This is a genomic window from Actinomycetospora lemnae, assembly GCF_028737315.1.
Classification (GTDB): domain Bacteria; phylum Actinomycetota; class Actinomycetes; order Mycobacteriales; family Pseudonocardiaceae; genus Actinomycetospora; species Actinomycetospora lemnae.
In genome coordinates, this window is the sequence record NZ_JAQZAO010000005.1 from 238,152 (window position 1) to 251,176 (window position 13,025).

Consider the following 13,025-nt stretch of genomic DNA (forward strand, 5'->3'; position numbering starts at 1 on the left):
TCGTCCGGATGGAGGGCCTCACACGTGCTCGCTCCCGATTTCTGGCCCACCGTGGGCGTGAACATCGGCCTCATCGCGGCCTACGCGGTGATCGGCGCCGTGCTGATGTACGTCGGCTACTTCGCGATCGACCTGACGACACCGGGCGACCTGCGGGGCCTGGTCCGGGAGGGCCGGCCCAACGCCGTCGTCGTGGCCGCGGCGGGGCTCGTGTCGATGGCGTTCATCGTCATCACCGCCATCTACATCTCCGGCGGCGGCTTCCTCGCCGGCATCCTCAACACCTCGATCTACGGCCTGGTGGGGATCATCGCCCAGGTCCTGGCGGTGCGGGGGCTCGAGGCGGTCTCGCGGCTCGACGTCGACGCCTGCCTGCACGACGACCGGCTGACCGCCGACTCGTTCGTCATCGCCGCCATGCACGTCGCGCTCGGGCTGGTCGTCGCGGTCGCCATCATCTGACGGGTCGACGCGATCGACACGCGTCCACCCCAGCCGGTCCACGGGGACCTCACGACCTACGCTTTCCCGTGGTGCCCACACTCGTGCTCGACGCCTCCCCGACCGCTCGCCACCGGGACGCCCGGTGACGACGCTGGTGCGCGCCGACCACCCCGCATCGCCGCAGGACGACGAGCCCGACCGGGCCCCGCGGCTGAGCGGACGGTCGCTGCTCGTCTGGGCCCTGCTGACGATCGTGCTGGGCCTCGCGGTGCCGCTGGCCCCGGTGACCGCGCAGGACACGACCGTCACGTGGCCCGACCCGGCGGCCGCCCCCGGCGCCCCGGTCTCCACCCAGCTCGCGCTCAACCCCCCGCGGCCGCTGGGGTTCTTCGCGACCGTGCCCTGCGCCGCGCTGCGCGCCGTTGGGGACGTGCTGCGCACCCTGCCCGGCAACCCGACGGCCGGCGGTCTCGTGCTCGCCTCGACCGGCGCCGACGCGAGCCTCACGGTGTCGGGGCGGACCGTGGCCGCCGGGCCGGTCCCGACGGGCGACTGCGTCCTCGCCATCGAGGCCGACACCACGGGCCTGCGGGTCACGCAGGACGGCGCGCCCCTGCCGCTCGCGTGCGGCGACTGCGCCGACGTCCTCCCGCCGATCATCGCCCAGCTGACCACCAGCACCGACGGCACGCCCGCGGCCGCGGGGCTCGGGGTCTCGGTGCGCACCGACGACCGGTACGCCTCGACCCCCGGCGTGCTGAAGACGGTCCTGCTCGTCGCGCACCTCGCCGCGCTCACGGTGCTGTTGGTGCTCGCGTACCGCCAGGGCCGCTGGCGGCGGGTGGGGGGCTGGGTCGCGCCGCGCACGTGGCCCGGGCGGCTGCGTCGCCACCTGTCGTGGGCCGACGGCCTGGTGCTCGCGATCTCCGCGGGCTGGGTGCTCGTCGCGCCGATGAACTTCGACGACAGCTGGTACCCGCTGATGGCGCGCGACGCCGGCGAGGCGGGCTACATCGGCAACGCCGTCTACATGTTCAACGTCACCGAGAACCCCTTCGTGGCCTCGCAGTACGCGATGCAGGCCTGGGGGGCGATCGGTGGCTGGGGGATCGTCTGGCAGCGCTGCCTGCCGCTGCTCTACGGCCTGCTGACCTGGGCGCTCCTCCGCACGTTCTTCGTGCTCATCTCGCGGCGCACCAACGTCCGCCGGGCGTGGGTGCCGTGGGCGCTGCTGACCGCGCACCTGCTCTGGTGGCTGCCGTTCGGGCTGACGCTGCGTCCCGAGCCGCTGATCGTGCTGCTCTCGGTGGTCGTGCTGCTGCTCGTCGAGCTGGCCCGCGACCGCGGCACCCCGTTCCTCTACGTCGGCGCGGTCGTGGCGGCGGCGCTCGCGCTCGCGTGCTCACCGACCGGTCTCGTCGCCGTGGCCCCGCTGCTCGTGGAGATCCCGCGGGCCTGGCCGCACATGGTCGCCGCGCCGCGGCGCCAGCAGGTCACGCTGCTGCTCGTGCTGGCCGCCGCGTCGTCGGTCGCGGTGCCGGTGGCGTTCGCCGACGCGTCGCTGGGCGACGTCGTCGAGGCGTCGGCGGTGCACGCGTACTACTACGACACCGTCCCCTGGTACGACGAGCTCGTCCACTACCAGACCCTGCTCGGGCCGGGCCGGACGCCGTGGGCCGCGCGGGCGCCGATCATCATCACGCTGGGGCTGACGCTGCTGGTCGCGGCGGGCAGCGGGCTGCGCGGGCCGGAGGACGACGCCCTGCGCCGCGTGCTGCTGCACTCCGCGGCCACCACCGCGTGCGCCTTCGTGCTCGTCGCCGCCAGCCCGACGAAGTGGGTGCTGCACTTCCCGGTGATCGCCGCGTCGGGCACCGTGCTCGTCGCGCTCGCGCTGCTGCGCGGTCCGATGCCGCGCCACGACCGGGCGCTCGCCACGGTCGGCGGGGTCGCGGTGCTCGTGCTCGCCACGTCGGTGAGCTACGCGGGCTGGAACCTGTGGCGGCCCTACACCGACCGTGGCCAGTTCTTCGGCGACCACGCCGACCCCTACCCGACGCCCCTGAGCCAGAACCTGCTCGCCCCGCACTTCGGGCCGATCTTCCTGCGCAACCCGCTCGTGTGGGTCGGCGTCGCCGTGCTCGCCGCGGTGTGGGCGCGCTGGTCGCTGCGCCGCTGGCCGGACCGCTGGCTGCCCCGCCCGGAGCCCGACCGCGCGCTGCTCGCCGTCGCGTGCGGGAGCGTGGTGATCGGGCTGATCGCGGTCATGGTGCTCGCGCCGCTGCGGCAGTACCCGGGGTGGACGGTGGCGCTCGGCAACGCCAAGGACGTCGTGCGGCAGGGCTGCGGGCTCGAGGACAACGTCAGCGTCCTGCGCCCGACCCCGGCCGCGCTCGGGCCGCCCGTGAACCCGGCGGTGACCACCGGCGACATGGTCGACGACACCGTCGCGCCCGTCCCCGAACCCGTCCCGGGGCTCGGGCGGGTGTGGCACGACGTCACCGACGACTCCAGCGGCCGCGGGACGCTGGTCACCGGCTGGTACCCCGTACCGGCGGACTCCGGCGCCACGGACGTCGTGGTGCCGCTGCTCGAGGACGGCCCGCCCGACGAGCGGGTGTCGGTGGAGTTCGCCGACGGCCCCGCCGCCGCCCCGCGGGTGCTCGGGCGCACCGGCATCGACTACCTCCCCCAGGCCGACGAGCGCACCTGGCAGCAGCGGCCGGTGTCGCTGGTCGACGCGCCCGGCGACCCGACCTTCGTGCGGGTGGTCGTGGACTCGACCGGCGAGCGCGGCTCCGACCGCCTCGCCGTCGCCCAGCCCTTCCTGGCGCGCCCGGAGCCGATCGCCCCGCTGCTCGCAGGGCAGCCGGTGCTGGTCGACCAGATGTCGACGGTGCTGTGGCCGTGCGTCGACCAGGTCGCGGTCCACGACGGCATCGCCCCGCCGTCGACCATCCGCATCCACGCCGACGAGGACCTGACCTCCGCGTACTACGGGCTCCAGGACAACCGCCTGCGCGGCGGCGTGTGGCGCTTCGACACCGTCGGCGTCACGTACGTGCGGCTCGCGACGGCCGTGGCGCCGGGCTCGCAGCCCGCCAAGCCCTGGGGCCGGGTCGACCTCGTCGTCCGCGACCTGCCGACCGGCCGCTACGGCGTCACGACCACGGAGCGCTCGAAGCCGGGCTGGGAGCGCGGCCCGACCCTGGCGCGCGAGGAGTACGTCGACGTGCCGTACCAGGGCGCGGTCGGCTAGCTCCCCGCGACGTGCTCGCGCACCTCGTCGTCGCGGTCGGCGCGCACGAGGGCGGCGGCGAGGCGGGCGAGGTCGTCGCCCTCCACCTGCTCCGCCAGTTCCGCGGCGTCGGTCGGCAGGCCGAGCCTCTCGGCGCCGGCGAGGGCCTTCTCGTCGAGGTGCGGGCGGTACTCCGGCCAGACGGCCTGGACCTCGCGCACGAAGATGTCGGCGCCGACCGGGCCGAGGCGCGGGAACGCCGTGAGGTGCTCGCGCAGGGTCGCGACGTCGCCGTCGGCGGCCCTGCGCATCCGACGCAGGTCGCCGCCCCACTCGTCGAGGACGCGCTGCGCGCCCTCCTGCAGCGCGGTGGTGGTCTGCTCGGTGCCGGTGTACTTCGCGCGCCCCAGCGTGGCGACGACGTCCTCCCACGAGGCGTCGCGCACGCGCTCCGGCGTGCCGTAGCCGGCGTCGACGAGCTCGCGGCAGGCCCGCGTCCCGAGCTTCGCCTGCACGCGGCGGGAGAGCAGCACGCTCAGCACGAGCAGGCGGTAGAGCGGCGCGGGCTCGTCGCGCAGCGTGATGCCGGCCTCGTCGGCGAACGTCCGCCCGGCCTCGTCGAGCAGCGAGTCGATGGTGCTCACCGGGGCGGATACCCGGGCCGGCAGGTCGTAGTCAGGACATAGTCTCGGTGGCGTGCAGAGACCGCGGATGGTCGCGACCGACGTCGACGGGACGCTCCTCGGCGGTGCGGAGGAGCCCTCGCCGCGCACCCGGGCCGTCGTCGCGCGCATGGTCGAGGGCGGCGTGCCGCTCGTCCTCGCGACCGGGCGCCCGCCGCGGTGGGTCCCGCGGGTGTGCGAGGCGCTCGGGGTGCACGCGCTGACGGTGGCCGCGAACGGCGCGGTGCTCTACGACACCGCGACCGACCGGGTCGTGGCCGCCGAGACGCTCGACGTCGACACCCTGGCCGTCGTGGCCGAGGGCCTGCGGGCGGCGGTCCCGGGCTGCGGGCTGGCCGTGGAGCGGGTCGGCACCGGCGCGTTCGACCGCCGCGAGGACCAGTTCGTCTCCGAGGCGGCGTACGTCCACGCGTGGCCGCACCCCGACCACCGCCACGTGGCGTCGGGCGACCTGCTGGCCGAGCCGGTGGTCAAGGTGCTCGCGCGCCACCCCACGCGGACCAGCGAGGACATGGCGCAGGCGGCACGGCGCGCGGTCGGGCACCTCGTCGACGTCACGTACTCGGCGGGCGGCGGGCTACTCGAGTGCGCGGTCCGCGGGGTGACCAAGGCGACGGGGCTCGCGTGGGCCGCGGCGCACCACGGTGTCGGCGCCGGGGAGGTCGTCGCGTTCGGTGACATGCCCAACGACCTCGCCATGCTCCGGTGGGCCGGCCACGGTGTCGCCGTCGCGAACGCTCACCCGGATGTGCTCCACGTCGCGGACGAGGTCACCGCGAGCAACCTCGACGACGGTGTGGCGTCTGTCCTGGAGAGGTGGTTCTGACGCCCGTCGACGGGGAGCCACCGCCCGGCGTGGCGACTGGACCACTGCGGGGTCACTTGTCAAGGCCCGCGTAGCATCCGTGTCGAGGCCGGACGTCCGCACGCCTGCACCGGGAGGACCACGACGTGCTCGATCGAGCCGAGGCCGGCGTCACCGTCGGGCCGGTCCGGGGGGAGGTCGCCGTCCTGCGGGCCGTGCAGCAGCGTCTCGCCACCCCGCCCGTGGTCGGCGCCGCCCGCGCGATGTCCCTGTTCGGGGAGCACGCCGCCGGGTGGATCGCGCTGGGGGCCGTCGGTGCCGCGCTCGACGCCCCGCGCCGTCGCCAGTGGGCCACGGCGGTCGCCGGTGTCGTCGCCGCGCACGGGGCCTCGATCGCCGTCAAGCGCGTGGTGCGCCGCCGCCGGCCCCACGACCCGCGGGTGGCCGTGCACGTCGGCACGCCGAGCCGCCTGAGCTTCCCGTCGTCGCACGCCTCGTCCACCACCGCCGCCGCCCTGCTCTACGCCGGCCTCGCCGGCGGAGCGGGTGCGGGCGCGGCGTCCCTCGTCGTCCCCGGCATGGCGCTCTCACGCCTGGTGCTGGGCGTCCACTACCCGACCGACGTGCTGGCGGGCTCGGTGCTCGGCGCGGCGTTCGCCTTCGGCGCGCGCCGGCTCGTGCGACAGGGCTCGGTCGGCCGCTGGAGGACCGCATGACCCCCCTCACGCCGCCCAGCTCCGCGCGCGAGCAGGAGAGCCCGAGCGATCCCGGGGCCGAGCGCACCGCCGAGGCCGTCTCGGACCAGGTCGCCGAGGACAAGGCCCGCCCCGCCGACGCCACCGCCGCCCGCCCGCGGCCGGTGGCCGTGCCGCTGGGCCTGCTCAAGGCGATGCGCCCGCGGCAGTGGGTGAAGAACGTCCTCGTGCTCGCCGCGCCGTTCGCCGCGGGCCGGCTGCTCGACCTCACGGTCCTGCCCGACGTCGCGCTGGCGTTCATCGCGTTCTCGCTGGCGGCGTCCGGTGTCTACCTCGTCAACGACACCAAGGACGTCGAGGCCGACCGCGCGCACCCGAAGAAGCGCCACCGGCCCATCGCGGCGGGCATCGTGCCGCCGACGCTGGCGGTGGTCACCGGCATCGTGCTGTTCGCCGGGGCGATCGCCATCAGCCTCGTCGCGGACCCGGACCTCGCCCTGGTCACCGGCATCTACATCGCCGTGCAGCTGGCGTACTGCCTGTGGCTCAAGCACGAGCCCGTCATCGACATCTGCATCGTGTCGTCGGGCTTCCTCATGCGTGCGATCGCCGGTGGTGCCGCCGCCGGGCTCTACCTGTCGCCGTGGTTCCTGCTGACGATGGCGTTCGGCTCGCTGTTCATGGCGTCGGGCAAGCGCTACGCCGAGATGCGTCTGTCCGAGCGCACCGGCGCCAAGATCCGCAAGTCGCTGGAGCGCTACTCGGCGTCCTACCTGCGCTTCGTCTGGTCGCTCTCGGCCACCGTCGTGATCATGGCCTACGGGCTGTGGGCGTTCGGCATCGGTGTGACGGCGATGCCCGGGCGCCTGCCGTCCGCGCCCTCGACCTGGGCGATCGTGTCCATCGTCCCGTTCGTGGTGGCGGTGCTGCGCTACGCGGTCGACGTCGACGGCGGCAACGGCGGTGAGCCCGAGGAGATCGTGCTCGGTGACCGGGTGCTGCAGGTGCTCGGCCTCGTCTGGGTCGTGCTGATCGGGCTCGCGGTCTACACGGCGATGGCCTGACCGTGACCCCGCGGGCGCGCGGGCTCCTCGGCGGGCTCGTGCGCTACGGCCTCGTGGGGGTGGCCAACGCCGCCACCTACTACGGCGTCTACCTGCTCGCGCACCGGCACGCGGGCTACCTCGTCGCGCACGTCGTCGGGCTGGGCGTGGCGATGGTCGTGTCGTTCCTGCTCAACTGCCGCTTCACGTTCCGGGTCCGCCCGACGTGGACGCGGCTGCTGCTCTACCCGGCGTCGCAGGCGGTCAACATCGTCGCGACGACGGTCGGCGTGGTCGCGCTCGTGCACCTCGGGGTGGGCGAGCGCCTCGCCCCGCTGCTGGCCGCGGCGCTGGCGGTGCCGGTGAGCTTCCTGGCGGCACGGTTCGTCATCACGCGCGCGCCGGACGGCCCCACGCCGCCGGTGCTCGCGCCGGACGCCCCGACCGGCCCGATCCCGCTGGGCGGGCGCTGACGCGGTCGGTGGGTTTCAGCGCCGGTCGACGGTCAGCGTGGTCCAGGCGCCGACGTGGATGCGGTCGCCGGGGCGCAGCGCCACCGGGGTGTCCGGGGTCAGCGGCTCCTCGCCGTAGTTCAGGGTCGTGCCGTTCGTCGACCCCGCGTCGATGACGACCCACCGGTCGGGCGGCAGGGCGAGGAGCACGGCGTGCAGCTTCGAGACGCCGGGATCGCGCGGGGGCCCGGTGAGGTCGATCTCCGGCGCGTCCGAGCCGGACCGGTCGCCGGCGCGTCCGATGCGCACCTCGTCCCCGGTCAGCCGGATCTCGCGGGGCGGCAGGTCGCCCGGGAACTCGCCGGGGAGCTCGTCGGTGTCGTCGGCGCGGCGCCGGGCGCGCACGAGCTCGTGGTGGTCGCGGTCGGCCCAGACGGTGACGACCCAGGTGCCGACGGCCGGGCCGACGTCGGGGGTGTCGCTCACCGGTCGACCACCCCCGGCCCGTCGAGCGGGATGGGACCGGTGCGCTCGTCGGGGCCGCGCGCGTCGACGGTGACCGAGGGACGGTCGGCGTCGGCGGGCGGCACGACCGGCACGAGCGCGAGCGTCGCGTTGTCGGACCCGCCGTCGTCGAGCGCCGCGGCGAGCAGGGCGGCCGCGGCGGCGAGCGCCGGGTGGTCCGGGACGCCCTCCTCGGCCGGCGGCGGGCCCTCGAGCGCCGGGGCGGCGAGACGGGCGAGGACGTCGGGGTCGGGCAGGTGGTTCCACAGCCCGTCGCTGCACAGCAGCAGCAGGCCCGGCGTCCCGAGGCGCACGCGGCGGGCGTGGGCGGGGCCGCTCGGGGCGTCGCGCCCGAGCCAGCGGGTCAGGACGTGCGCCCGGCGGTCGCGGGCCGCCTCCTCGCGCGACATGATCCCGGCGTTGGCGATCTCCTCGGCCCACGAGTCGTCGGTGCTCAGCACGCGGGAGGACCCGTCGGCGGCGAGCCAGTAGGCGCGGCTGTCGCCGATCCACGACACGACCGCGTCCCCGCCGCGCACGACCGCGCCGACGTAGGTGCAGGCGGGCGCGTCGCCGCCGCCGCGCCCGAGGTCCGCCGCGGCGGTGGCGGCGGCGGCCGAGGCGGCGGTCGCGAGCGCGTCGAGCTCGCCGCTCACCCCCGTGCCGGCCCGGCCGGCGGGCGCCTCCGCGGGCTCGACGGGGATGGGGCCGGTGTCGCTCGCCGAGATCGCCGGGAAGCCGGTGGGCGGGGTGGCGGGCGCGGCCGCGGTCTCGAGCGCGGCACCCACCGCGGCGCCGACGGCCGCGAGCGAGGCCTCGTCGCCGCGCCGGGCCGACGCGACGCCGTCGCAGACGACGGCCACCCACGTCTCGACGCCGCCCTCGACCCGGCGGCCGAGCTCGACGGCGTCCTCGTTGCGGCGGCGGCGCAGGCCCCGGTCGGTGATCGCCGCGGCGTCGCCGAGGACCAGCTCTACGTGGTCGCGCAGGGCCGGGCGGTGCGCCCCGCACGTCGGGCACGAGCCGTCGGACGCCGGCGGCTCCTCCTCGCCGCACTGCGGGCACGGCGGCGGGGTGCCCTCGGCGAGCTCGGCGCGCAGGTCGGTGCGCTCGACCAGGGGTCCGCCACCGGTCCCGGTCGCTCCCGCGTCCCCGGCGCTCCTGCGGGGCCCGTGCTCGCCGGGCAGCGGGGAGGTCCCGGCCATCTCCATCACGGGATCGCTGCTCCTCGGGCGTCACGGGGGTCGCGGGCGGCGCCGACCGGACGGCCCCCGCCACCTCGGGTGGGTCCATCCTCCGGGTCCGCCCCGGCGCCGACGCCGACCCCCACGCCGCAGTCGCCCGGTCGGGCGGTGTAGCGGTCGATGTCGTGTCCGCTCCCCGGTCCGGCCCGGGATCCCTCGTACCGCGCCCGGACCCGGCGGGCCTCCTCCGCGAACGCCTCCACGCTGCGGTGGCGGCGGGCGGGGTCGGCGTCGGTGGCGCGGACGAGCAGGGCCACGAGGTCGGGGTCGTCGCGCAGCACGGGGACCGCGGCCGGGTCGGGCAGGCGCAGGGCGTGGTTGCGCAGGTGGTCGAACTCGGCGACGAGCACCGCGACCGTGCGCCCCAGCGCGAAGACCTCGGAGGCCACCGACGGCCCGGGGCCGCCGGGATGGATCTCGGGTGCGACGAAGCCGGTGGTGGCCCAGACGTCGCTGTGGCGGTCCTCGACGCGACGCACGCTGCCCAGGTCGAGCACCGTGATCCCGCCGGGCCCGCGCAGCAGGTTGCTCGGGTTGAGGTCGGCGTGGAGCAGGCCGTGCCGGTGCAGCGCGGCGACGGGGGCCACCGCGCCCAGCACGGCGTCGAGGGCCTCGGCCGGTGGGCAAGGTCGGTGGGCGGACAGCGGCTCGCCGGGCACGTGGTCGAGCACGAGCAGGCGCACGGGCCCGTCGCGACCGTCGGCGCGCACCACGTCGCGGGCGTGCACGAGGCCCGGCACGTCGAGGGCCAGCAGGACCTCGGTCTCCTCCACCGCCAGCGCACCGGCGGCCGGGCCGTCGGGACCCTCGAGCCGCCCGAGCACGACGAGCGCCCCGTCGGAGGTCCGCGTCGCCGTGTACGACCAGCCGCGCGCGCCGCGGGCGAGCGGGGCGCGCACCCGGTAGCGCTCACCGGTACGTCCGGCCACCAGCGCGTCGACGGCGAGGTCCGGCCGGACGTCGTACGCCGCGCCGCACCACGGGCACGTGCCGCGCTCCGGACCCGGGCGCCCGCCACGGCCCCGGCCCACGGGCCCGTCGCAGCGCGCGCAGAAGCGCGCCTGCTCGGGGACCGGGGGACCGGTGGTCCCCGGACCGGGTCCGCCCATGCTCCGTCCGTCCTGCCCGCTGCGCCGCCCGCAGCCGTCGTGCGCGGTCTCCACGCCATCGTGTCATCGCCGGACGGGGCGCCGCGCTCCGCCGTCGGGCGTGATCACCCGCCGCCCGCAGGGAGGTTCCTCCGTCCGGGTGGCGAGGGACGTCCGCTCAGCTCAGGGACCTCCGGATCGCGGCGGCACGACGGCGTCCGCGGGGAGGGTGCCGAGGCCGAACGGGTCGTCGCCTGCCATGCTGTCGCGGCACCGAAGCCGATCGGGGGGTTGGTGCCGCGCCCTGCGGGGTCCGGCGCGCGGCCACCCGTGCCGAGAGTCCGGAGGTCGTGCCGTGAGCGCAGCCGACGACGTCGACCGTCCCGTCGCAACCGACGACCCGACCGGGGACCGGTCCGCCCAGCACCGCCGTCCCGACGGTCCGGAGAGCCCCCTGGGCGACGCCCTCACCGACGGGATGAGCATGCCCGCCCCGGGCACGGGTTCGCCCGCCGCCACGCCGGGCGAGCGTGATTCCGGCTCGTCGGTCGCCGACGCGGCCGCGGAGGCCGAGCGGGCGCTGGCGCAGGCCGCGCGCGACGCCGAGCAGGCGGTGCGCGACGCGCACTCCGACGGCTCCCAGGCCGTGCAGAAGGGCTACGCGGACGCCCAGCGGGCGACGGAGCGCGCCTACGAGGAGGCCTCGGCGAAGAACGACCGGCTGGCGTGACGCGATGGTGACGGGACCTCGCCCGGCTCCCGGGCCCCGTCCGCCGGCTCGCCCGTCCGTCACGTCCCCACGGGGCGGGTGAGACATGGCGGTCCAGATCCGCGTCACCGCCGACGGGGTCGTGGTGCGCTTCACCGGCACCGACCGCGTGTGGGCGTGCCGGCGCGGGGTCTACCTGCCGCTGAGCCGCGTGCTGCTGGCGCGCCCCATGGCCCGGCGCGACGCGGTCTCGGCGAGCCCGCGCGTCCACCTGCCCGGGGTGAGCGTGCCGAAGGTGCTGCGCGCCGGCTCGTACGGCGTCGGCGAGCGACGCCAGCTGTGGATGGTCCGCCGCGCGCAGAGCCTGCTGGCGATCTACCTGCGCGGGGACCCGTACCACCGCATCGTCATCGAGGTCCCCGACCCCGAGGCCACCAGCCGGACCATCAACGAGGCGCTGCCGCCGCGGCGCCTGCCGGCGTAGGCACGACCTACAGCGCGTCCGCCACCAGCGGCGCCAGCAGCAGGTCCGGGTTGTTCTGCGCGACGGCCTGCAGACGCCACTTGTGCGGGAACAGCGCGAGCATCTGCCCGTCGAGCCGCCGCGTGAGCACCTCGATGCCGACCGCGCCCTTGAGCGTCTCCGCGCCGGCGGCGTCGGTGGCGCGCGCGAGCTGGTAGTCGAGGCGGTCGAGCTTCACGGGCGCACCGAACTCGTCGGCGAGCCGGGCCGAGACGACCTCGAACTGCAGGGGCCCGACCGCCGCGAGCACCGGCGCCTGGTCGCCGCGCAGGTCCGAGGACAGCACCTGGATGACGCCCTCGGAGTCGAGCTGGTCGATGCCCTTGCGGAACTGCTTGGTCTTGGACATGTCCGCGACCCGGCAGACCGCGAAGTGCTCGGGGGCGAAGCTCGGGATGGTCGGGAACGTGACCGGCTGCTCGGCCCACAGCGTGTCCCCGGGGCGCAGGGCGGTGGCGTTGACCAGCCCGACGATGTCGCCGGGGAACGCCTCCTCGATCGTCGACCGATCGCGCCCGAACATCGCCTGCGCGTACTTGGTGGCGAACGGTCGGCCGGTGGCGTCGTGCGTGAGCACCATGCCGCGCTCGAAGCGCCCCGAGCAGACGCGCACGAAGGCGACGCGGTCGCGGTGCGACTTGTCCATCGAGGCCTGCACCTTGAACACCAGCCCGGAGAACGGGGCGTCCACCGGCCGCGCCTCGCCCTTCGCGTCGGGGCGCGGTCCGGGCGGCGGCGCGAGCTCGACCAGGGCGTCGAGCAGGCGCGCGACGCCGATGTTCGACAGCGCCGACCCGAACATCACCGGCGTCGCGGTGCCCGCCTGGAAGGCCTCCTCGTCGTAGCCGGCACCGATCTCGTCGAGCAGCGCCAGCTCCTCGGTCGCGCGCTCCCAGTCCGGGCCCTCCTCGGCCGCGGCCCGGTCGGCGTCGAGGACCTCCGAGGCCGCCTTGGACGCGCCGTGGGCGGTGCGCGTGAAGCGGTGCATCGTGCCGTCGGCGCGCTCGACGAGCCCGCGCAGGTCGCCGGCGATGCCGACGGGCCAGGTGATCGGCATGGGGCGCAGCCCGATCGTCTGCTCCACCTCGTCGACCAGCTCGAGCGGCTCGCGCCCCGGACGGTCCCACTTGTTGACGAACGTCAGCACCGGCACCCCGCGGTCGCGGCAGACGTCGAAGAGCTTGAGGGTCTGCGGCTCGAGGCCCTTGGCCGCGTCGAGCAGCATCACCGCGGCGTCCACGGCGGCGAGCACGCGGTAGGTGTCCTCGGAGAAGTCGCCGTGACCGGGGGTGTCGAGGAGGTTGATGACCTGGTCGCGGTAGGAGAACTGGAGCACCGCGGAGGTCACCGAGATGCCCCGCTCGCGCTCCATGTCCATCCAGTCGGACGTGACGCCCTTGCGCCCGCCCTTGCCGTGCACCGCACCCGCCGCCGAGATGACCTCGGCGTGCAGGGCGAGGGCCTCGGTCAGCGTGGACTTGCCCGCGTCGGGGTGGCTGATGACCGCGAAGGTGCGCCGCCGTCGGGCCTGCGTCCCGGGGTCGTGGGCCGACCCTTCCGACGTGACCTCCATGGGCACCGCGGTCATCGTTCTCCT

At 76.0% G+C, this 13,025-nt stretch carries 13 protein-coding genes; 8 read left to right on the forward strand and 5 right to left on the reverse strand.

Features of this window, described 5'->3' with window-relative positions:
* Positions 1 to 24 precede the first annotated feature (24 nt).
* The gene (locus PGB27_RS13305) at positions 25 to 462 is read left to right on the forward strand and encodes a DUF350 domain-containing protein (protein WP_274200836.1); all 438 of its coding nucleotides are present in this window, start codon (positions 25 to 27) and stop codon (positions 460 to 462) included.
* Between the two features lie 124 nt (positions 463 to 586).
* Positions 587 to 3,703 carry an arabinosyltransferase domain-containing protein gene (locus PGB27_RS13310; protein WP_274200837.1) on the forward strand — a complete coding sequence of 1,039 codons (3,117 nt, stop codon included), beginning with the start codon at positions 587 to 589 and terminating at the stop codon, positions 3,701 to 3,703.
* Here the strand turns inward: PGB27_RS13310 and PGB27_RS13315 are convergent.
* A complete protein-coding gene (locus PGB27_RS13315) occupies positions 3,700 to 4,326 on the reverse strand; it encodes an endonuclease (RefSeq protein WP_274200838.1) in 627 nt (208 codons plus the stop codon). The genes PGB27_RS13310 and PGB27_RS13315 overlap by 4 nt on opposite strands.
* 52 nt (positions 4,327 to 4,378) lie before the next feature.
* On the opposite strand from PGB27_RS13315, the gene PGB27_RS13320 reads away from it, so the two are divergent.
* The 4 genes from PGB27_RS13320 (at position 4,379) to PGB27_RS13335 (ending at position 7,381) form a co-directional block, all read left to right on the forward strand.
* On the forward strand, positions 4,379 to 5,191 hold the full coding sequence (locus tag PGB27_RS13320; protein ID WP_274200839.1) for an HAD family hydrolase: 813 nt from the start codon (positions 4,379 to 4,381) through the stop codon (positions 5,189 to 5,191).
* Positions 5,192 to 5,316: 125 nt separating this feature from the next.
* Positions 5,317 to 5,886: a phosphatase PAP2 family protein gene (locus PGB27_RS13325; protein WP_274200840.1), complete on the forward strand. Its 570-nt coding sequence runs from the start codon at positions 5,317 to 5,319 to the stop codon at positions 5,884 to 5,886.
* On the forward strand, positions 5,883 to 6,929 hold the full coding sequence (locus PGB27_RS13330) for a decaprenyl-phosphate phosphoribosyltransferase (RefSeq protein ID WP_274200841.1): 1,047 nt from the start codon (positions 5,883 to 5,885) through the stop codon (positions 6,927 to 6,929). Before PGB27_RS13325 ends, PGB27_RS13330 begins: the two co-directional genes overlap by 4 nt.
* Positions 6,930 to 6,931: 2 nt before the next feature.
* A complete protein-coding gene (locus tag PGB27_RS13335) occupies positions 6,932 to 7,381 on the forward strand; it encodes a GtrA family protein (RefSeq protein WP_274200842.1) in 450 nt (149 codons plus the stop codon).
* 15 nt (positions 7,382 to 7,396) lie between these two features.
* Here the strand turns inward: PGB27_RS13335 and PGB27_RS13340 are convergent, their stop codons facing one another.
* From PGB27_RS13340 to PGB27_RS13350, 3 genes are read right to left on the reverse strand one after another with little or no spacing between them, the layout of a single operon-like run.
* Positions 7,397 to 7,846, reverse strand: coding sequence for an FHA domain-containing protein (locus PGB27_RS13340; RefSeq protein ID WP_274200843.1), 450 nt, complete (start codon positions 7,844 to 7,846; stop codon positions 7,397 to 7,399).
* The gene (locus tag PGB27_RS13345) at positions 7,843 to 9,069 is read right to left on the reverse strand and encodes a PP2C family protein-serine/threonine phosphatase (RefSeq protein ID WP_274200844.1); all 1,227 of its coding nucleotides are present in this window, start codon (positions 9,067 to 9,069) and stop codon (positions 7,843 to 7,845) included. The genes PGB27_RS13340 and PGB27_RS13345 overlap by 4 nt, the downstream gene beginning before the upstream one ends.
* Before the next feature lie 5 nt (positions 9,070 to 9,074).
* On the reverse strand, positions 9,075 to 10,271 hold the full coding sequence (locus PGB27_RS13350) for a serine/threonine protein kinase (protein ID WP_274200845.1): 1,197 nt from the start codon (positions 10,269 to 10,271) through the stop codon (positions 9,075 to 9,077).
* A 280-nt stretch (positions 10,272 to 10,551) separates the two neighbouring features.
* Here PGB27_RS13350 and PGB27_RS13355 point away from each other — a divergent pair, with 280 nt between their 5' ends.
* Both PGB27_RS13355 and PGB27_RS13360 read left to right on the forward strand, forming a co-directional pair.
* Entirely contained in the window at positions 10,552 to 10,926 is a 375-nt protein-coding gene (locus tag PGB27_RS13355; RefSeq protein WP_274200846.1) for a hypothetical protein, read from the forward strand.
* A gap of 85 nt (positions 10,927 to 11,011) precedes the next feature.
* Positions 11,012 to 11,389, forward strand: a complete 378-nt coding sequence (locus tag PGB27_RS13360) for a hypothetical protein (protein ID WP_274200847.1) — start codon at positions 11,012 to 11,014, stop codon at positions 11,387 to 11,389.
* 7 nt (positions 11,390 to 11,396) lie between these two features.
* Here PGB27_RS13360 and PGB27_RS13365 read toward each other — a convergent pair whose 3' ends face one another.
* Complete coding sequence (locus PGB27_RS13365) at positions 11,397 to 13,016, reverse strand: peptide chain release factor 3 (RefSeq protein ID WP_274200848.1); 1,620 nt, start codon at positions 13,014 to 13,016, stop codon at positions 11,397 to 11,399.
* Positions 13,017 to 13,025 lie beyond the last annotated feature (9 nt).